The organism is Puerhibacterium sp. TATVAM-FAB25, from assembly GCF_046535855.1.
Classification (GTDB): Bacteria; Actinomycetota; Actinomycetes; order Actinomycetales; family Cellulomonadaceae; genus Puerhibacterium; species Puerhibacterium variabilis_A.
In genome coordinates this window covers 40,962-60,536 of record NZ_JAXUAK010000016.1, presented here as the reverse complement: position 1 = coordinate 60,536, position 19,575 = coordinate 40,962, and the positions used below count along the sequence as shown (strand labels likewise).

At 72.0% G+C, this 19,575-nt stretch carries 17 protein-coding genes; 8 read left to right on the top strand and 9 right to left on the bottom strand.

Annotated features, from left to right (window positions below; translation table 11 throughout):
- Positions 1-122 precede the first annotated feature (122 nt).
- A complete protein-coding gene (locus U5M74_RS13520) occupies positions 123-1,304 on the top strand; it encodes an epoxide hydrolase (RefSeq protein WP_410909458.1) in 1,182 nt (393 codons plus the stop codon).
- A gap of 201 nt (positions 1,305-1,505) precedes the next feature.
- On the opposite strand, the gene U5M74_RS13515 is transcribed toward U5M74_RS13520, so the two are convergent.
- The 4 genes from U5M74_RS13515 to U5M74_RS13500 all read right to left on the bottom strand — a co-directional run bounded on the left by U5M74_RS13515 (position 1,506) and on the right by U5M74_RS13500 (position 6,647).
- The gene (locus tag U5M74_RS13515) at positions 1,506-3,458 is read right to left on the bottom strand and encodes an ADP-ribosylglycohydrolase family protein (RefSeq protein ID WP_410909457.1); all 1,953 of its coding nucleotides are present in this window, start codon (positions 3,456-3,458) and stop codon (positions 1,506-1,508) included.
- A gap of 77 nt (positions 3,459-3,535) precedes the next feature.
- Complete coding sequence (locus U5M74_RS13510; protein ID WP_410909456.1) at positions 3,536-4,264, bottom strand: carbohydrate ABC transporter permease; 729 nt, start codon at positions 4,262-4,264, stop codon at positions 3,536-3,538.
- A gap of 56 nt (positions 4,265-4,320) precedes the next feature.
- Positions 4,321-5,133 carry a carbohydrate ABC transporter permease gene (locus tag U5M74_RS13505; RefSeq protein WP_410909455.1) on the bottom strand — a complete coding sequence of 271 codons (813 nt, stop codon included), beginning with the start codon at positions 5,131-5,133 and terminating at the stop codon, positions 4,321-4,323.
- A gap of 164 nt (positions 5,134-5,297) precedes the next feature.
- Positions 5,298-6,647, bottom strand: a complete 1,350-nt coding sequence (locus tag U5M74_RS13500; RefSeq protein WP_410909454.1) for an ABC transporter substrate-binding protein — start codon at positions 6,645-6,647, stop codon at positions 5,298-5,300.
- 161 nt (positions 6,648-6,808) lie between these two features.
- Between U5M74_RS13500 and U5M74_RS13495 the strand changes: the two genes are divergently transcribed.
- Together U5M74_RS13495 and U5M74_RS13490 are read left to right on the top strand one after the other, a co-directional pair.
- Complete coding sequence (locus U5M74_RS13495; RefSeq protein ID WP_410909453.1) at positions 6,809-7,852, top strand: LacI family DNA-binding transcriptional regulator; 1,044 nt, start codon at positions 6,809-6,811, stop codon at positions 7,850-7,852.
- Positions 7,853-8,171: 319 nt separating this feature from the next.
- Positions 8,172-8,597: an SRPBCC family protein gene (locus tag U5M74_RS13490; protein ID WP_410909452.1), complete on the top strand. Its 426-nt coding sequence runs from the start codon at positions 8,172-8,174 to the stop codon at positions 8,595-8,597.
- Between the two features lie 62 nt (positions 8,598-8,659).
- Here U5M74_RS13490 and U5M74_RS13485 read toward each other — a convergent pair whose 3' ends face one another.
- A complete protein-coding gene (locus U5M74_RS13485; RefSeq protein WP_410909451.1) occupies positions 8,660-9,397 on the bottom strand; it encodes an alpha/beta fold hydrolase in 738 nt (245 codons plus the stop codon).
- Between the two features lie 73 nt (positions 9,398-9,470).
- Between U5M74_RS13485 and U5M74_RS13480 the strand changes: the two genes are divergently transcribed.
- Positions 9,471-10,217: a helix-turn-helix transcriptional regulator gene (locus tag U5M74_RS13480; protein WP_410909450.1), complete on the top strand. Its 747-nt coding sequence runs from the start codon at positions 9,471-9,473 to the stop codon at positions 10,215-10,217.
- On the opposite strand, the gene U5M74_RS13475 is transcribed toward U5M74_RS13480, so the two are convergent.
- Positions 10,201-10,575, bottom strand: a complete 375-nt coding sequence (locus U5M74_RS13475) for a DUF1304 domain-containing protein (protein WP_410909449.1) — start codon at positions 10,573-10,575, stop codon at positions 10,201-10,203. The genes U5M74_RS13480 and U5M74_RS13475 overlap by 17 nt on opposite strands.
- Before the next feature lie 93 nt (positions 10,576-10,668).
- A complete protein-coding gene (locus U5M74_RS13470) occupies positions 10,669-11,592 on the bottom strand; it encodes a S1C family serine protease (protein ID WP_410909448.1) in 924 nt (307 codons plus the stop codon).
- A gap of 102 nt (positions 11,593-11,694) precedes the next feature.
- On the opposite strand from U5M74_RS13470, the gene U5M74_RS13465 reads away from it, so the two are divergent.
- Both U5M74_RS13465 and U5M74_RS13460 read left to right on the top strand, forming a co-directional pair.
- Complete coding sequence (locus U5M74_RS13465; RefSeq protein ID WP_410909447.1) at positions 11,695-13,326, top strand: LuxR C-terminal-related transcriptional regulator; 1,632 nt, start codon at positions 11,695-11,697, stop codon at positions 13,324-13,326.
- Between the two features lie 147 nt (positions 13,327-13,473).
- Positions 13,474-14,586: a flavin-containing monooxygenase gene (locus U5M74_RS13460; protein WP_410909446.1), complete on the top strand. Its 1,113-nt coding sequence runs from the start codon at positions 13,474-13,476 to the stop codon at positions 14,584-14,586.
- A 12-nt stretch (positions 14,587-14,598) separates the two neighbouring features.
- On the opposite strand, the gene U5M74_RS13455 is transcribed toward U5M74_RS13460, so the two are convergent.
- Both U5M74_RS13455 and U5M74_RS13450 read right to left on the bottom strand, forming a co-directional pair.
- Positions 14,599-15,483, bottom strand: a complete 885-nt coding sequence (locus U5M74_RS13455) for an SDR family oxidoreductase (RefSeq protein WP_410909445.1) — start codon at positions 15,481-15,483, stop codon at positions 14,599-14,601.
- Positions 15,484-15,631: 148 nt separating this feature from the next.
- The gene (locus U5M74_RS13450) at positions 15,632-16,996 is read right to left on the bottom strand and encodes an MFS transporter (RefSeq protein WP_410909444.1); all 1,365 of its coding nucleotides are present in this window, start codon (positions 16,994-16,996) and stop codon (positions 15,632-15,634) included.
- Positions 16,997-17,362: 366 nt separating this feature from the next.
- Between U5M74_RS13450 and murA the strand changes: the two genes are divergently transcribed.
- On the top strand, positions 17,363-18,679 hold the full coding sequence (murA, locus tag U5M74_RS13445) for a UDP-N-acetylglucosamine 1-carboxyvinyltransferase (RefSeq protein ID WP_069984213.1): 1,317 nt from the start codon (positions 17,363-17,365) through the stop codon (positions 18,677-18,679).
- Positions 18,680-18,795: 116 nt separating this feature from the next.
- Positions 18,796-19,551 carry a lysophospholipid acyltransferase family protein gene (locus U5M74_RS13440; RefSeq protein WP_410909443.1) on the top strand — a complete coding sequence of 252 codons (756 nt, stop codon included), beginning with the start codon at positions 18,796-18,798 and terminating at the stop codon, positions 19,549-19,551.
- The last annotated feature ends 24 nt before the right edge of the window (positions 19,552-19,575 follow it).

Genomic DNA, 19,575 nt, shown 5'->3' with positions numbered 1-19,575 from the left:
GCGGAGGCTGCAGGGCCCAACTCCGTCGACGTCGCCGACCTCCCTCCACACACTGGCGCATCAGCAACGCCGCCAGGACCATGGCGTTGTCACCACGTCGTCTCACCCTGGCGGGGGCTCCGATGAACGGTCGAACCAGCGACGTGCAGGCTTTCGAGGCCCACGCCACCGACGCCGACCTCGACGACCTGCGCGCGCGGCTGGCCGCAGCGCGGCTGCCGGAAGCCGAGACCGTCTCCCGCGCTGCCCGCGGTTCCCACCGATGGGATCAGGGGGTCCCGCTCGCTGACCTCATGGGCGTACGGGACTACTGGCGCACCAAGTACGACTGGCGGCCGTTCGAGACGCACCTCCACCAGATCGGCCAGTTCCGCACGACCATCGACGGCCTGGGGATCCACTTCCTGCACCGGCGATCCGCCCGCGCGGACGCGGTCCCGCTGATCGTGACGCACGGCTGGCCAGGCAGCATCGCTGAGTTCACCGACGTCATCGACGAGCTCGCCGAGCCGGAGGATCCGGCCGCACCGGCATTCCACGTCGTCGCCCCCTCGCTGCCGGGGTTCGGCTACAGCGACAAGCCCGCAACCACCGGATGGGGCGCCGAGAAGATCGCGGCCGCCTGGGTGGAGCTGATGGGAAGGCTCGGCTACAGCAGGTTCGTCGCCCACGGTGGCGACTGGGGCGGGGTGATCACCACGATCCTCGGCGGCAGGTTCCCGGAGCATGTACTGGGCATCCACACCACCGTGGCGCAGGCTCCGCCCGGGCTGACGACGGACGGGCTGACGGCGGCCGAGCGCAGATGGACCGCCGATACCCGCGACTTCTGGCGCCACCGCGCGGCGTACGCAAAGCAGCAGGCGACCCGGCCACAGACCATCGGCTACTCGCTCGTCGACTCACCGGTCGGCCTTCTCGCCTGGATCCTCGACAAGTTCGCGGAGTGGACCGACACCGAGGACAGCCCGTTCGAGACGATCTCCAGGGACAGGGTCCTCGACAACGTCACTCTGTACTGGCTGACGCGGACCGGCGCATCGGCGGCCCGCATCTACTACGAGAGCCACGACTCGCTCGACCCCGAGCTTCGGGTCGACGTCCCCGCAGCGATCAGCACGTATCCCCGCGACATCGAGAAGTATCCGCGCACGTGGGCGCAGGAGCGGTTCCGCCAGATCGTCCGGTGGAGCGAGCCCGGAGCCGGGGGACACTTCCCCTCGCTGGAGATGCCCGAGTTCTTCGTCCACGACCTGCGAGAGGGTCTCGCGGCGGTGCTGTCCGCCAGCGGAAGTCGGCCATGACGGCGTCAACTCTGGCACCCGGTTTCCTCTCGCGCTCTTGCTCCCAGATGCAGAGCAGACATCACGAGTGGCTCAGGCGTGCCCGCACGGAGACGACCGACGACTGTCCCGGGGGACCATCGCACGGGGTCGACGAGGTGCCCTCGCGCCGGCACGACCGCCGCCAGGAGGGCACCTCGAGCGATTATTGAAGGGGTGGCATCACCGCTGGACGGGAGGAGCGATCCGCGTCCTGCCCACGTCCGTGACGCCGTTGGCGAGCCGGTCCGCACTGCTGAGCAGCAGGTGTAGCTGGGGGAAGCCGGCATCACCGGGCTCGTCAGCGCCCCGAGCGACCTTGACCAAGATCTCGTTCCAGCCTTCGTCGAGCTGGACGATCGCAGAGCCGTCCTTGGAACCGCGGTAGGCAGGACGGATCGGCCGATACCTCGCCTCCCTGATGAGCTCCACGCCGTTCAGCCAGGCAGCGACGGGGTGACTCGACTCCACGCCGACGGTGATCTGCATGGGCTCCGGTGCTTGCAGCCATGTGCGCAGGTAGTGCACACCGGAACCCGCCGGGAGAGCCTCCGTCGGCACGGCGTTCCCGATGGCCGAAACGTCGTGCCAGTCGACCTCTACCCCCTTCTCAGGGTCCAGAGGCTGGTCGAGCAGCTCCGCGGCGTCGTGCGACGTGGCGTCGCCCTCGGCCCAGGGACCACTGAACTGCCATGCGGCCGCACCGATCAGCACGACGGGCACCGCGGCAGGCACGGGGAGGCCCTTTGCCACGGCCGCGAGATAGAGGGTGTTCGTGTTCTCGAGGAGCTCGGGTCCCGGCACGTCGATGTCCAGCGTCACCTCTGCCGACTCGGCGGGCGGCACGTGAACGGTCTGCGGTTCGACGGCCGTCCAGCCTGCGGGGACCATGACGTCCAACCGGACTTCGACGGCGTCGGGGTGCGGGTTGTCGACTCGGACCTCCAGCGGCCGACGCTGCCTCGGTGATACGGCCGGGCTGGGCGCGTACGAGATGGCGAGACCCACCTGCGCCCCCGGGTGCTCCACGAGCAGGGGGTCGCGGCGCCACAGCGAGCGCACCTCCTCGTCTGCGTACAGGTCCTCAATCTCGACGGTGCGGGTGTGGCCGGTCAGGAGCCCTTCCTCGCCGAGGACTCGACGCGCCGCGGCGACGACGCGGTCGACGACCTGGGGGAGGTCGCGGGGGATAGGAGTCGATCCGTCGGTCATGTGGCGGACTCCGCCCCAGTCCTCGTTCGTCGAGATGCTCTCCCCGAATGGGGCCGTCCACCTGGCGTCGAGCCCGCTGGCACCGGAGAGGATGCCCCACCAGCTGCCGATGGTGCCGCCCGAGGAGTCGGTGTCATACCCACAGTTGACGGTCTTGCACATGGCGTCACCGAAGCCGTCGCCGTCGAGCAGGCCGATCACCTGAAAGGCCAGGTTCACCGGTGAGTACTGCGCCACGTGGTGCGGGGTGGCCTCGAGAACTGCGGCGCGCGCGGTCTTCCAGTCAGCGCCCCTGTCGATCGCCTCCAGCGCGGCGCGCACCGCGACGGCGGTGCGGCTGTCCGCGGGCACGTAGCTCAATCCGATGTCGATGAGCGTTCGCCGGTCGTCGACCACGAACGCGGAAGACTGAACCGCCACGTTGAAGAGCTCTCCGTACACCGACTCCCCGCCGGCGTGGTCGCAGATGGCGTCCTCGTACGCCAGGCGGGCCGCGAGCCTGGGCGCGCCGGGGGCCACGCACGCCCAGATCTCGGAGCGGATGGGCGATCCCATGCAGTCCACAAACCAGTTGTTGAACGCTCCGCTGACCGGGGGCTCGAGTCCCAGGCGCAGGTTCGTCTTGGACAGCCCGTACTCGTCGAAGTTGTATCCGATGTGGTCGAGCCAGTACCGAGCGAGGTCCCGGGCTCGGAGCCGGGGACCGACCTGCTCCAGCGCCGTCAACCAGACGAGCTGCATCTCCAGGTCGTCGTTCGGGAGGCCACCCTCCCGTAGCTCTGGGTACCACCACACGTCGAACGGCTCCGGGCGCCCCCATGCCTCCTCCAACGGGGTGCCGAGGGTGCCGCCGCAGTTCTTCCCGACCCAGCATCCGCGGACCTTGTCGCGGAACAGGGCACTGGTGAGGTCGAGCTCGTACACGTCGTTGTCCTTGCTCTCGGGAGGGATGGGTCGCACGACCGCTGGGTTCGTCCGGGCGGTCGGTGAAGGACGAGAGGTCATTTGACGGCCCCGGCCGTCATGCCGCGCTCGAAGTACCGCTGCAGGAAGAGGTATGCGAGCACCACGGGCAGGCTGATGAGCACGACTGCCGCGAAGATCTTCGGGATGTCGGACCCGTACTGGCTCGCGAAGTACAGCGGTACCTGCGTGATGGCTTGCTTGCCGGGGTCCTGGAGGAAGATCAGCGGGAGGAAGAACTCGTTCCAGGAGTTCAGGAAGCTCCAGACGACGACTACGGCGCTGATCGGTCGCGAGAGCGGGAGCACCACCCGCCACAGCGTCCCCAGGGTGGAGCACCCGTCGATCCGTGCTGCCTCGAGGATCTCGTCTGGAAGACCTGCCATGTAGTTCCGGACCAGCAGCAGCGTGAACGGCACGATCGTCGCGGTCAGCGGCACGATCACCGCCGCGTAGCTGTTGAAGAGGCCGAGGCGCTGGACGGTGACGAACAGCGGCACGAGCAGTGCGACCGTCGGCACCATCAGGCCCACCAGGAGCGCGTTGAAGAGCACCGTTCTGCCGGGGAACCTCAGCTTCGCGAACGCGTAGCCGGCGAGCATGGTCAGCGCGTAGACCGCCAGGACGGAACCCGCGGCGATCACGGCGCTGTTGGTCAGGAACCGGAAGAATGGCGACTCCGTCAGTACCGCGGCGTAGTTGCCCAGGCCCTCGCCGCGCAGAGAGGTGCGCACGACCAGGATCAGGGGGATGACGAACGGCACCATCAGCACGACCAGTCCGGCTCGGGCAAGGGCGCGGCGCAGTGGCGTGTCGCGGCCGATCATCGTTGCTCCCCGAATCGGTAGGCCCGCATCTGAACGAGTGTGAGCGCCAGGGTCAGTGCCAGCATGAGCACGGTGAGCGCGGCACCCAGCCCCACCTGGAACTGGTTCACGGTGAGGCGGTAGAGGTACGTCGTGACGAACTCCGTCACGCCACCGGGGCCACCGCCCGTGGTGAGGTAGACGACGTCGAACGTCTTGATCGCCCCGATCACGCCGGTGATGATCAGCGTCGCGTGAGTGCCCCGCAGCTGAGGCAGCACCACGGAGGTGATGGTCCGCACCGTGCCGGCGCCGTCGAGCTGCGCGGCCTCGAGCGTGTTCTGGTCGATCTGCGTCAGGGCGGCTTGGTAGAGGAGCGCGCTGAAGCCCGTCCACTGGAACACGTTGATGGCGACGATGGCGTACAGGGCGGTCCCTGGGTCGGCGAGCCAGGGCGTCGCCAGGGCGCCGAGACCGATGTCCCTCAGCAGGACGTTGAGATCTCCACCCGCGGCCAGGAGCTGCCGAGCGGTCGTCGCGATGGCCGCCGGTGCGAGGACGACGGGCAGGAAGACCATGACCTTGAAGATCCCAGTCCAGCGACCTGCCATCACCATCAGCTGCGCGATGATGAAGCCGAGGACCATCTGGATGCCGACGGTCAGCACGGCGAAGATCGCCACGTTGCGGAGCGCGCGCCACAACGTCGGGTCACCGAGCAGCGTCGCGTAGTTGTCCAGCCCCACCGCGCGTGGTGCGGGGCTCAGGCCGTCCCACGAGAGGCGGCTGATGCCGGCCGTGTAACCGATCCCGACGTAGACGATCCCCACCACGACGACGAGGGCCGGCAGGACGAAGAGGTACGCGGACCTGTCCCACCCGCGCCGCCGCCTCCGCTCGCCCGCCTCGGCAGCAGGACGGACGAGGTCGGTCGCGGCTGCGGTCGTCCTGGGGTCGTCCGTTCCCGCGGTACTGGGGCCTGCGTGCGTGACATTCATCGGGTGCTCTCGAGGACCGTCTGCACGTCGGAGAGCGCCGCGGCCGGTTCGCTCGTGCCTGCCGCGACGGCAGACAGCGCCTGTCCGAGAGCCTGCTCGACGTCAGCGTTCGGGATCTGGCGCGGGCCGACGAGGTTCTGGAGCGCCTTGCTCTCCCACTGCAAAGCCTCCTCTTGCTCGGGGGTGACCACGTCCGAAGCATCGATCTCGACCGTCTTCAGCGCTGCGGACTGGAGCGTCGCGTTCGCCAGAAGCTGCTGACCCTCCTCCTGCGACGTCATCCAGCTGATGAACGTCCAGGCCGCATCCTTGGCATCGCTCCGCGCACTCATCGCCCAGCCGACGTCGGGTCCGCCGAAGAGTCCTGGTTCGGGATGCTCGCCCGCCACGAGGGGGAACGGCACGGGCAGGAACACGCGCTCGCCGACATCCGGATCGTCCAGCTCCTCCGAGAGGCGGGTGAGAACCGTCTTGGTCATCGTGTTGTTCTCCCACGTACCCAGCGCAATGGTGGCCGCCTCGCCGCGTCGGAACATGTCGGAGGCGTCCGGGTACTCCGAGATCCCCGTCGCGCCCTCCTGGACGATCCCTGCGGTGAAGAGCTCCTGGTACGCCTTCATGGCGGTGACGAAGGGCTCGTCGGTGAACGACGCCGTGCCGTCCAGAGCGTCGTACAGGGCGCCCGGCTGCACCTGGTTCAGGATCGTCTGGTACAGGTCGATGTTGACCCAGGCGTCCTTCGCGCCATGTGCGAGGCAGGCGATGCCCTGCTCCTGCACCGTGGCGCAGACCCGCTTCCACTCCTCCAGGGTCGTCGGCGGCTCTAGGCCGAGGGAGTCGAAGAGCGTCTTGTCGTACCAGAGCAGGCCGCCGGCGGTGATGGTCCATGGCATCCCGACCTGCTTGCCGTCGACCTGCAGCTGGTCAGTGGTCAAGAGGCGATCTGCCCAGTCCGCACCGAATTCCTCTTGCGCGTACGGTGCCAGGTCCTCGGTCAAGGGCGCGTAGGCGTGCGTCAGCGCGCCGACCTGGAGGCCGAAGACGTCAGGGCCCGAGTCGGAAGTCACGGAGAGGCGCAGGGCGTTCGTGTACTCCGTGTACTGCAAGAACCTGTGCTCGACGGTGATGTTCGGGTGTGCCTTCTCGAACGCCTCGATGTACTGGCCCGCGGAGCCCTCGTCGGGGTTCCATGACCACCACTGGACGGTCACCTCGCCGTTGGCGCCATCGTCCTCGCCGCCCGCGCCCGAGCTGGAGCATGAGGTAAGAGCCAGGACTGCTGCCGTCGCCACCAACGCGACGGATGCGCGGGAGGCGGGACGGGCCTTGTAGTGCGAACGCCTCATCGGATGCTCCTCATTGAGCTGGTGTCATCGGCGCTCGATCTGGAGCGACCGACTCGTGAAACGGTTCACCCACACGCTAGGGTGCTGACTGCCGCTCGTCAAGGACGATGAGCGGGCGACGTGTGACGTGCCGCGCCGGCCGTGTGGTGAAATGTTCATTCATGGGAGAAGCAATGAAGCCGCGACCGACGATTCGTGACGTGGCTCGCCGAGCGGGTGTCTCGCTCGGCACCGTCTCGAATGTGCTCAACAGGCCTGAGAGGGTCAGTGCTGAGTCCCGGGAGCGCGTGCGCGCGGCGATCGAAGCCCTCGCATTTACTCCCTCGACCCCCGCGCGGTCCCTTCGCACCGGCGGCTCGGGGGCGATCGGGCTGGTCGTCCTCGACATCGCGAACCCGTTCTTCGCCGACCTCGTTCGTGGTGCCGAGGACGCTGCGCGGGCAGCCGGCCTCGTGCTCATGGTCAGCAGCAGCGACGAGGAACCGGGCCGTGAGTCCGACTGCTTGGACCTGTTCGGCCGTCAGAGAGTGCGCGGTGTCGTAATCACTCCCGCCAGCGACGTCGAGCCGCAGCTCGACTCGTTGCGAGCTGACGGCATACCCGCGGTGCGGATCGACAGCCGCGCGCACGACGGCGAGTGCTCGCTGACCACCGATGAGCTGGCCGGAGCCCGCATGGCCGTCACCCACCTGCTCGAACGGGGACACCGAACGATCGGGTTCGTCGGTGGTTCTCTGTGGCCCGTCGCTCGACGCCGGACGGGTGCCCTGCAGGCCATGGCTGCTGCGGGGCTCGGATCTGAGTGCCTCATCGACATACCGGTCGAGCACCACACGTTCATGGCCGGCCGCGACGCGGGAGAACGGCTCCTCGGCCTCTCTCCCCGTCCCTCGGCCGTGCTGTGCGTCAACGATCTCATCGCGATCGGGGTCCTTCAGGTGATGACCGAGCACGGGGTGCGCGTGCCTGACGAGCTCGCGATCGTCGGGTACGACGACATCGACTTCGCTGCAGCAGCGGCGGTGCCGCTCACCTCCGTCCGTCAGCCACGAAGACTGCTCGGCCGGACAGCGGTGGAGATGGTGCTCTCGGAGGCCGCCGAAGGGGAGGCGCACGTGCACGAGCACCGGGCGTTTCTCCCGGAGCTGGTCGTGCGCGGGTCGACCCGCGGGCGTGACGGCTCAGGTGGCGGGCAGGTGCGTTGACACCCCAGGGCTCGCCGTCCCGACGGGTGCTGGAGGGTCACGCATCAGTGCGATCGGGGACGTCGAGGTCGTCGTGCCGCGGGTGATGGAGCAAGGGCGCGGGCTGAATGCCCAACGTCCGTGAGCACCATGGCTCGACCCGTGGTCTCCGCCGTCGTGGGCGTCGTCATCCTCCTGGTTCTCTCGGTCGCGGCCGGTCTCGTGGCGCCTATGTGAGCGCCCTCCCGCTCCGGTTCCTGCCGCGAAGCAGAGGCGTTCGCCTGGGCCCGGCCCGCCCGGGGCCCTTTCGGCCAACCTCAAGCCCTGCGACGATGGCGGCGTGGAGCAGCGCACCAGCGTCGACGTCGCCGCCCCGCCGGACCGGGTGTGGGAGGTGCTCGTCGACGTCGAGCGCTGGCCCGAGTGGACCGACTCGGTTACCAGCGCCCGACGGCTGGACGCCGGACCCCTCGCCGTCGGGTCGCGGGTCGAGGTCGCGCAGCCGCGGGTCCCGCCCGGGACGTACACGGTGACCATGCTCGAGCCCGGCCGCGCCTTCACCTGGGAGCAGCGGCAGCCGGGCAGCGCGGTGTCGGCGCAGCACGAGTGCGCTCCGCTGCCCGACGGCGGCACCCGCGTCGAGCTGCGGGTCGTGATGGGCGGGGCGGTCGGGGGAGTCGTGGGCCGGATGTACCGGAGGCTGACCGAGCGCTACCTCGCCATGGAGGCGGCCGGCCTCAAGGCCCGCGCCGAGGGGCGCCGCTAGAGGTGGGTGTCACGGAAGGGGTCAGCCGGGTCCGGCTGACCCCTTCAGGTGAAGCGTCCCGCTCAGTCGGTGCGAGAAGCCGCTGACCGGATGACCTCGGCGAGGTCGCGGGGACGGCTCCACATGGGCCAGTGCCCGGTCGGGAGGTCGACGACGTCGAGGTGCTCGAGGTTCGCGACCTCGGCGAACATGGCATGGCCACCTCGGGCCATCTCCAGCACCTGCGTGCTCGGGATCGAGCAGCACACCAGGGTGGTGCGGACCTTGCGGCGGGCGTCGTTCGTGAGCTCGACGGGCTGGCGCAGCACGGGGCCAGGCTCAGGGACCGCCCGGGCGCGGAAACGCTCGAGGATCTCCGCGCTCAGGCCTTCGAGGCTCGCCTGCTGCGCGAGGACGTCGAAGGACGGCAGCGGGAGCTCATCCAGGCCCTCCGGGAGGTCGGGGGCGAAGGCGCTCCCGGCCGCCGCAGGGCCCGAGTCGACCCACACCACCCGCTGGACGAGCTCAGGGTGCCGGTCGAGGACGAGGCTGACGGGGCCGTTCGCCCCGCTGTGGGCGACGATCGTCGCGGGCTGCCCCTCGTCGCCGAGTCGAGCGAGGACGTCCAGGACCGCTGCGGCCTGGTCGTCGAGGGTCTTCGCCGCACGCTCAGGATCGTCGCCGTCGAGACCGGGCAGCGTCATCGCGGTCGCACGAGTGTGGTCGGTCTCCAGGTGTTCGAGGACTTCGTCCCACGCCCATGCGCCCAGCCAGTGGCCGGCGATGAGGACGATGGTCGGGCTGTTCGTCGTCGTTGTCATGTCTCCACCGTCGTAGACGCTACGGACAGGTGCATGTCACTATCTGTGTCATGAATTTGACGCGGATTGGACGGTGAAGCGGGCAGAGCGACTCCATGCCCTGTCGGAGATGCTGCGCCGTAGCGGCACACGGGGCTGCTCCGCCGAGCGGCTGGCACGAGAGTTCGGCGTGTCCGTGCGCACCGTCAAGAGGGACCTCGCTGCGCTCGAGAGCAGCGGCGCGCCCGTCTGGTCGCGCCCGGGTCCGGGTGGTGGCTACGGGCTGGCGCCAGGTGCGTCCCTGCCGCCCGTCAGCCTGTCCCCGGCGCAGGCCGTGGCGCTCATGGCGGCCGTGTCCGCGGCGCCCGACGCCCCCTACGCGGATCTGGCAGCCGCCGGGGTCCGGAAGGTCCTGGACGTCCTCGATCCCCGGACCCGGGCGCGGGCCGACGAGCTGGCCGGCCGCGTCTGGGTCGACGCGATTCCGTCCCCTTCGCGCGCGATCAGGTCGGCGCTGGAGGAGGCGATGGCCGAGCAGCGGGTGGTCCGCATCCGCTACACAGCGGGAGACGGGACGACGACCACCCGCGACGTCGAACCCGTGCTGTTCGCCTCCACGAACGGCCGGTGGTACCTCGTGGGGTGGTGCCGGCTGCGCGACGCGATGCGATGGTTCACCGTGTCGCGCATCGAGCGGGCCAGCGTGACCAGGACGGCGTGCGGCGGGCATACCGTGCACGAGGTCGGAGAACCCCCGGCGAACGCCAGACCCGTGCACGGCCGGGTCGAGCGAGCCACCCGAACTACCGCTCCGGTCGGGACGGCTAGACCAGGGCCGTGACGAGCGCGACGAGCGGCGGGCCGCTCTGGCCGATCATGCTGCGCCACAGCCTGCGGTCGGAGACCCACAGCACGACGCCGCACCCCGCCATGAAGGCGCAGCCGTAGATCACCAGCGCCCGGCCGACGCTCTCGTGCCCGGCGTGGTAGGCGATGAGCCCGGTGGCGGGACCGGCCGCCAGGAAGAGGTTGTAGAAGCCCTGGTTGAAGGCCCAGAGCCGCACCCCGGGCGCCGGCTCGGGCTTGCCGAGCAGGAAGGTCTGCACGCTCGGCCGGTGGAAGAGGAAGCTCTCCAGGACGAACGCCACCACGCCGAAGAGCACCGCGATCATCGCGAAGATCTGCGCCACCAGGCTCATGCCTCAGTATGCGTCTGCACCGTCCCGGCGTACCTCGCTCAGACGGTGCCGGGCGGTATGCCCCCTACGTCTCTGCGCGGCCCTGACAGGGCCCTACGTCACCAGCTCGGCGAGCGTCGCGACCACGTCGACGAGGGCCCCGCGCCGGTAGACGGTGACCGAGAACGGCTTGCCCACCGCGGTGCCGAGCATGAGGCGCTGCAGGTCCTGGGGGCTGCGGATCGGGACGTCGCCCGAGGCGATGACGATGTCGCCGATGAAGATGCCGGCGCTCGCGGCGGGGCTGCCGCGCACCACCTCGGCGACGCGCAGACCGGTGCGGCGCCCGAGCCGCTCGGCCAGCCGCGGCGGGACCGGCATGGCCGCCCCCGCGATGCCCAGCCAGGCCCGGCGCACCCGCCCGACGCTCGCCAGCTCGGTGAGGATGCGCCGCGTCGTGGTGTTGACCGGGACGGCGAGTCCCAGGCCGATGCCGGCGACGGCGGTGTTGACGCCCACGACGGTGGCGGTGGCGTCCGCGAGCGCCCCGCCGCTGTTGCCAGGGTTCAGCGCGGCGTCGGTCTGGATGACGTCGTCGATGGCGTGCGCGCCGAGCGAGGTGCGCACCGGCAGGGACCGGCCGAGCGCGCTGACCACCCCGGCGGTCACGGAGCCGGCGAAGCCCAGCGGGTTGCCGACGGCGACGACGAGCTGCCCGACGCGCAGGTGGTCGGCGTCGCCGAGCCGTGCGGGCGGCGCGACCCTGCCGCGGGTGCGCAGCACGGCCAGCTCGGACAGCCGGTCGGCGCCCAGCACCTCGAACGGCGCCTCCTCGCCGTCGGCGGTGACGACGCCGCCGCCCTCGACCCCCTCGACGACGTGCGCGCTGGTGAGCAGCAGCCCGTCGTCGGTGAACGCGACGGCCGACCCGGCGCCCTCGCCGCGGCGGCTGCGGACGAGCACCGACAGCACGGACGGCTGCAGCGCCGCCGCCACGGAGGTCACCACCCGGGAGTAGGTGTCCAGCGGATCGTCCATGACTGTGCAACACCGCTGCGGGGCGGTCCATGCCCGGCTCGCCGGAGTAGCGTCCACAGTGACGGGCTGCGCCGTACCGGCGGCCTGGCCCGCGGGAGCGGCATGAGCGTGGACCTGCTCGGCGAGGCGCGGACGTCCTTCGCGCGGCGGCGGTGGGCGGAGGCGTACGCGCGCCTGGCCGCGGCGGACCGGGCGGGCGGCGTGGGCGCCGACGACCTCGTGCGGTTCGCCACGGCAGCCGTGCTGCTCGGCCGCGACCTCGAGGGCAGCGACCTGTTCGGCCGCGCCCACCTCGCCCACCTCGAGGCGGGCGACGGGGAGGCGGCGGCCCGGTGCGCGTTCTGGGCCGGGATGGTGCTCGTCGGGCACGGCCGGGCCGTCCAGGGCGGCGGCTGGCTCGCCCGCGCCGCACGGGCGGCGGCCGACGCGCCGGCCGAGAGCGCCGTGCACGGGTACCTGCGGGTCCCGCCGGCGCTCGCGGCCATGCGCGCGGCGCGGTATGCCGAGGCGCTCGAGGGATTCGACGCCGCGCTGGAGGTCGGGCGCCGGTGCCGCGACCGCGACCTGCTCGCGCTGGCGCGCCTCGGCGTCGGCGGGACCCGGATGCTCGTCGGCGAGGGTGCCGCCGGCGCCGCGATCCTCGACGAGGTGATGGTCGACGTCACCGCCGGCCAGGTCTCGGAGATCCCGTCCGGCATCGTCTACTGCGCGGTGATCGGCGTGTGCCGCGCGACGTTCGACCTGCCCCGGGCGCGTGAGTGGACGGCGGCGCTGACCCGGTGGTGCGAGGAGCAGCCGGACCTCGTGCCGTTCCGCGGCGAGTGCCTGGTCAACCGGGCGCACGTCATGCTCGTGCGCGGGGACTGGCTCGACGCCCTGGAGGAGTGCGAGCGGGCCGTCGCGCGCCTGTCCGACCCGCCCGGCCAGCCGGAGGTCGGCCGCGCGCTGTACCAGCAGGCCGAGGTGCTCCGGCTCCTGGGCCGGACGGCGGAGGCGGAGGAGGCGTACCTGCGCGCGAACCAGCACGGGTGGCGGCCCCAGCCCGGGCTGGCGCTGCTGCGGCTCGACCAGGGCCGCGCGGACGACGCGGCGAGCGCCGTCCGGAGGGTCCTCGCCGACACGGAGCACGCCGCCGAGCGGTCCGCGGTGCTGCCCGCCGCCGTCGACGTCCTGCTGGCCGCGGGCGACGTGGCCGGTGCGCGGGCGGCGGCGGACGAGCTCGTCGCGGCGGCGGGGCGCCGCGGGGTCGCCTGGTTGGCGGCGGCGGCCGCCGCGGCCGACGGCGCCGTGCTGCTGGCGCAGGGGCGGCCCGCCGAGGCGCTGGGGGTGCTGCGCCGGGCCTGGGGCGGCTGGCAGGAGCTCGGCATGCCGTACGACGCGGCCCGGGTGCGGGCCGCGACGGGCCGCGCCTACCGCGCGCTCGGTGACGAGGACGCCGCCCAGCTCGAGCTCGACGCGGCCCTGTGGGCGTTCGGCGAGCTCGGCGCCCGCCACGACCTGGCCCGGGTGGAGGCGCTCCGCCGGCGCCGGCCCGTCGCGCCGGGCGGGCTGACCCCGCGGGAGGTCGAGGTGCTCCGCCTCGTGGCGACGGGGCGGACGAACCGCGCCGTCGCCGCCGAGCTGTTCCTCAGCGAGAAGACCGTCGCCCGCCACCTCAGCAACATCTTCGCCAAGCTCGACCTGTCCTCCCGTGCCGCCGCGACGGCGTACGCCTACGAGCACCACCTCGTGTGAGCCCGCCGCCGCGACCCGCCCCGCCGGCGTGCGCAGAAGTACCCATGCCGCCCGCGCGCAGATGGGTCGGTCGTCCGACGTCCCCGCCCGCCCCGGTGTTTAGCGTCGTGGGTGGCGGCTCCCGCCCGGGAGCCAGGAGGGACAGTCATGAGCGAGCAGGTCGAGACCCTCGTCGTCGGCGCCGGCCAGGCCGGCCTGTCCACCGCCTACCACCTGCGCCGGCTGGGCGTGCCGACGCTGGTGCTCGAGGCGCGGCGACGGGTGGGGGACGTGTGGCGAGAGCGGTACGACTCGCTGCGGCTGTTCTCGCCCGCGCGCGGCACAGGCCTGCCCGGGATGGCTTTCCCGGCGCCCCGCAACAGCTACCCCACGGGCGCCGAGATGGGCGACTTCCTCGAGGCGTACGCCGCCGCCATGGACCTGCCCGTGCGCACGGGCGTGCACGCGGAGCGCGTCACGGCCCGCGACGGCGGCGGCTTCCGCGTCTCGACGGCGGACGGGGGAGCCGTGGACGCCGAGCAGGTCGTCGTGGCCACGGGCGGGCACCAGCGGCCCTCCGTCCCGGCCTTCGCGGCGGACCTCGACCCGGGCATCGTGCAGGTCCACTCCGCGGGGTACCGCAACCCCGGCCAGCTCCAGGACGGGCCGGTCCTCGTCGTCGGCGCCTCGCACTCCGGCGCAGACCTGGCGCTCGAGGCCGCCGCCACGCACCCGACGTACCTCTCCGGGCGCGTGCACGGCGAGGTGCCGTTCACGCTGGGCCGGCCCTCGGCGGAGCTGGCCTACCTCGTCATCCCGACGGTCTTCCTGCACGTGCTCACGCTGCGTACGCCGGTCGGACGCCGGGCGGCCGCGGCCGTGCGCCGCGGCGGCGCGGCACCGCTCATCCGCGTCAAGCGCCGGGACCTCGCCGCGGCGGGCGTGGAGCTCGTCGAAGCCCGCACCGTCGGCGTCCGCGACGGCCGGCCCCTCCTCGCCGACGGCCGGGTGCTGGCCGACGTGCGCACCGTGCTGTGGTGCACCGGGTTCCGGGAGGACTTCCGGTGGGTCGAGCCGGCGCCGCTGGACGAGGACGGCTACCCGCGGCACCGCCGAGGCGTGGTCGAGGACGTGCCTGGCCTGTACTTCACCGGCCTGGTGTTCCAGTACGCCTTCGCGTCGATGCTCGTGCTCGGCGCGGGCAGGGACGCGCGGTACGTGGCCCGCCACGTCGCCGCCCGCCGGGGCGCGCCGGCGCTCGCGGCGGCCGCGGCGGGGTGACGGGCCCGCGCGTCAGGGCCGACGCCAGTCGTCCGACGTCAGGCTCGACCCCGCCATGGGGCCCATCCTCGTCATGCCGCCGTCGACGACCCACGAGGCCCCCGTGACGTAGGACGACTCGGGGCCGCAGAGGAGCGCGACCACGGAGGCGATCTCCCGCGCGTCGCCGGGGCGGCCCAGCGGCACGCCGGGGCGGGCGTTGCCGTGCGGGTCCTCGTCCTCCTGGCCGGTCATCGGGGTGGCGATCTCGCCGGGGGCGACGGCGTTGACGGTGATGCCGTGCTCGCCGAGCTCCAGCGCCGCCGTCTGCGTCAGCAGGCCGAGGCCGCCCTTGGCGGCGCAGTACGGGGCGGCGCCCACCTTCGGCAGGTGCTCGTGCACGCTGGTGATGTTGACGATCCGCCCGCCGCGCCCGGCGGCGACCATCCGCCTCGCGGCCGCCTGCATGAGCACGAACGGCCCGTCCAGGTCGGTCCCGATGACCGTGCGCCAGGCCGGGTAGTCCAGCTCGAGGAACGGCGTGGACGTGCCGGTGCCGGCCACGTTGACGAGGGCGTCGACCCGCCCGAGCCGCTCGGCCAGGTCGTCCACGGCGGGGCCGAGCGACGGCAGGTCGGTGACGTCGAGGTGGCGCAGCTCGGCGCGCGCGCCCTGCGCCTCGACCTCCCGCGCGGTCGCTTCGGCCTCGTCCTCGTCGGCGTACCAGCACAGGCCCAGGTCGAACCCGGCGGCGGCCAGCGCGACGGCGCTGGCGCGGCCGATGCCGGACTCCGAGCCGGTGACGAGGGCGACGGGGCGCCCGCCGCCGGGGGAGGCCTGCGCGGCGCTGCGCGGGTCGAGGTCCGGGGTGGTCTCGAGATCCGGGGTGTTCTCGGGGCTTCCGCTGCTCTGCGTCATGGCCCCAGGCTCGACAGCCGCGGCGGCGCTCGCACGCGCAGCCTGGATCGCGTCAGGGTTCGTCGCGCCGGGGCGCTCCCCGGAAAACACCGGAGGGCCGGCCGCCTCCGCAGAGACGGCCGGCCCTCGGCGAGCACGGGCGGGGAGGTCAGGACCCCGCGTGGCTGTGGTAGTCGACGTCCTTGGTCTCGCGCTCGATGAGCAGCGCGACCAGGGTCAGCACCGCCATCACGGCGAGGTAGACGCCCACCAGCCAGGTCGACCCGTCGGCCAGCGTCCAGAGCCACACGGCGATGAACGGGGCCACCGCGGCGCCGAGGATCGACGACAGGTTGTACGCCACGGCCGAGCCGGTGTAGCGCACGTTCGACGGGAACAGCTCGGGCAGGATCGCCGCCATCGGGCCGAACGTCAGGCCCATGAGCGTGAAGCCGAGCACGAGCACCGCCATGACGCCCACGGTGCCGCCGGAGAACAGCGGGGCGAACAGCGCGCCGAACACGATGATGGCGGCGGTGACGCCCAGCAGGTGCTTGCGGCGGCCGAAGCGCTCGGCCATCGGGCCGGAGACCACGGTGAAGATGCCGAAGAACACGACGCCGATGATCAGCATCCACAGGAAGTCGGTGCGCTCGTAGCCGAGGCCCGCCGGCGTCGCGTCGGACGCCGTGGTGCCGTACGTCAGCGTGAACGTGGTCATCAGGTAGAAGAGCACGTACGTGGCCAGCATGATGAACGTGCCGGAGACGATCTTGCGCCAGCTCGAGCGGAAGACGTGGGCGACCGGGACGGCGACGACGGCGTTGTCCTCCTGGACCTTGCGGAAGGCCGGGGTCTCGATGAGCTTGAGGCGCACCCACAGGCCCACGATCACCAGCACGGCCGAGGCCAGGAACGGCACGCGCCAGCCCCACGACAGGAACTGGTCCTCGGACAGCGTGCCGGCCAGGGCGATGAAGACCGTGTTGGCCAGGATGAAGCCGATCGGGGCGCCCAGCTGCGGGAACGTGCCCCAGACGGCGCGCTTGCCGGCCGGCGCGTTCTCCGTGGCCAGGAGGGCGGCGCCGCTCCACTCGCCGCCGAGGCCCAGGCCCTGGCAGAAGCGGCACAGCACCAGCGCGGCGGGCGCCAGGATGGCCCAGCCCGGCGTCGAGGCGGGCGGGATGAGGCCGATGAGGAACGTCGCGACACCCATGACGAGCAGGGACGCCACGAGGGTCGCCTTGCGCCCGACGCGGTCGCCGAAGTGGCCGAAGAGGATCGACCCGACCGGGCGCGCGACGAAGGCGACGCCGAAGACGGCGAACGAGCTCAGCAGCGCCGTCGCGTCGCTCTGCGTGGCGAAGAAGAGCGTCGGGAAGACGAGGACGGCCGCCGTGGCGTACGCGTAGAAGTCGTAGAACTCGATGGAGGTGCCGATGAGGCTCGCGACGACGACACGACCGCGCGAGTTCTCGGCGGCCGGTGCGTCGACGACGGCGGCGCCGGCACTCGTGGCAGCAGGGGTGGACATGCGGGCGAGGCTAGCCCGGCCGTCCGCATGGCGGATGTCTGTGTCCGCGATGTGGACGGGCGTTGACACCGTCCCCGGCGCTGTGCGGCATCGCACAGCCGCTGACGGTGCTCGTGCGTCACGCGCGTGACCCGGCGCGCCGCAGGTCCGCGCGGGGTGGTGGTGAAGGGCTGCGGCGTGTCGGCGAGCGTCGCGACGGAGGCGGCGTGAAGGTGTGGTGAACGGGAACGAACGGCCCGGTCGGCGTGTTGGCACCGGCGAACTCGCGGGGGGAGGATCAGCGGCGGTCCAGGGCGCACGGAGTGCGACCGACCGCACCGACCTTGCCCCGGACGAAGACCTCGACGACAGGACGACGACGAGCACATGAACGACTTGCTGTACGTGAACGGCGGTAACCCCCTCGAGGGCACGATCACCGTGCGAGGGGCCAAGAACTTCGTCTCCAAGGCGATGGTCGCCTCGCTCCTCGGCGAGACCGCCAGCGTGCTGCGCAACGTCCCGCAGATCCGCGACGTCGGCGTGGTCACCGGCCTGCTCGAGCTGCACGGCGTGACGGTGAAGTCCGACCCGGACGCCGGGATCCTCGATCTCGACCCCTCCAACGTCGAGTCGGCGCACATGGCGGACATCGACGCGCACGCCGGCTCCAGCCGCATCCCGATCCTGTTCTGCGGCCCGCTGCTGCACCGCCTGGGGGAGGCCTTCATCCCCGACCTGGGCGGCTGCCGCATCGGCGACCGGCCCATCAACTACCACCTCGACATCCTGCGCCAGTTCGGCGCCGTGGTGGACAAGCGACCCAACGGCATCCACCTGCGCGCCCCGCGCCGCCTGCAGGGCACCAAGATCGCCCTGCCGTACCCGTCGGTCGGCGCCACCGAGCAGCTGCTGCTGACGGCCGTGCGCGCCGAGGGCATCACGGAGCTGTCCAACGCGGCCACCGAGCCGGAGATCATGGACCTCATCGCCGTCCTGCAGAAGATGGGCGCGATCATCTCCGTCGACACCGACCGCGTGATCCGCATCGAGGGCGTCGACCGGCTCGAGGGCTACACGCACACGGCGCTCGGCGACCGCATCGAGGCCGCCTCCTGGGCCTCGGCGGCGCTGGCCACCGGCGGCGACATCACCGTCAAGGGCGCCACCCAGCCGGAGATGATGACCTTCCTCAACACCTTCCGGAAGGTCGGCGGCAACTTCGACGTCCAGGACGACGGCATCCGGTTCTGGCACCCGGGCGGCGACCTGCGGTCCATCGTGCTGGAGACCGACGTCCACCCCGGCTTCATGACCGACTGGCAGCAGCCGCTCGTCGTCGCGCTGACCCAGGCTACCGGCCTGTCGATCGTGCACGAGACGGTCTACGAGAACCGGTTCGGCTTCACCGAGGCGCTGCGCCAGATGGGCGCGACGATCCAGGTCTACAAGGAGTGCCTGGGCGGCGGCGACTGCCGCTTCGGCCAGCGCAACTTCCACCACTCCGCCGTGATCTCCGGCCCGACGCCGCTGTCCGCGGCGGACATCGAGGTGCCGGACCTGCGCGGCGGGTTCTCGCACCTCATCGCGGCGCTCGCCGCCAAGGGCACCTCCACGGTGCGCGGCATCAGCCTCATCGACCGCGGCTACGAGAACTTCCAGGAGAAGCTGGTCGCCCTGGGCGCGGACGTCTCCCGCGACTGATCCCGCGACCGACCCGCGACGGGGGCCGCCCGACGGCGGCACCCGCTCGGCACCGACGACGGCGCCCCCGGCCACCCGGCCGGGGGCGCCGTCGTCGTCGCGGGTACTCTCTTCGGGTGCCTGTCGCCCGCCCCGAGTCCCGAGCGTTCCGCGCCGTCGCGTGGCTCGTCCGCACCCTGCTGTTCGCGATCTTCCGCTACGAGTGGTCCGGCGGGCGCAACCTGCCGGCCCAGGGCGGGTTCATCGCCGCGGCGAACCACGCCACCGAGCTCGACGCGCTGACGTTCGCCCACTACCTGTTCGACCACGGGTACGAGCCGCGCATCCTCGCCAAGCGGGGCCTGTTCACCGCGCCGGTCGTCGGCTGGGTGCTGCGGGCCACCAACATGATCCCCGTGGACCGCGGCACCGCCGACGCGGGCCGCTCGCTCGAGAACGCCCGCGAGCAGCTCGGCGCCGGGGCGTGCGTGGCGATCTTCCCCGAGGGCACCATCACCCGGGACCCCGACCTGTGGCCCATGGAGGGCAAGACCGGCCTGGCCCGCATCGCGCTGGCCACGAGGATGCCGGTGGTGCCGATCGCGCAGTGGGGCGCGACCGCGGCGCTGCCCCGGTACGGGCGCATGCTGCGGCCCTTCCCGCGCAAGCGGGTGCAGGTGGTCGCCGGCCCGCCGGTGGACCTGTCCGACCTCTACGACCGGCCGATGGACTCCGCGACGCTGCGCGAGGCCACCAGCCGCGTCATGGACGCCATCACCGAGCTCCTGGCCGGGCTGCGCGGCGAGCCTGCCCCCGCGGCGCGCTTCGACCTGCGCAAGCACCCCGAGTACGCCGCGAGGCGCACCGTCTACCCGCCCGTGGAGCGCCCGTGACCGCGTCGGCCACCGAGCCCACCA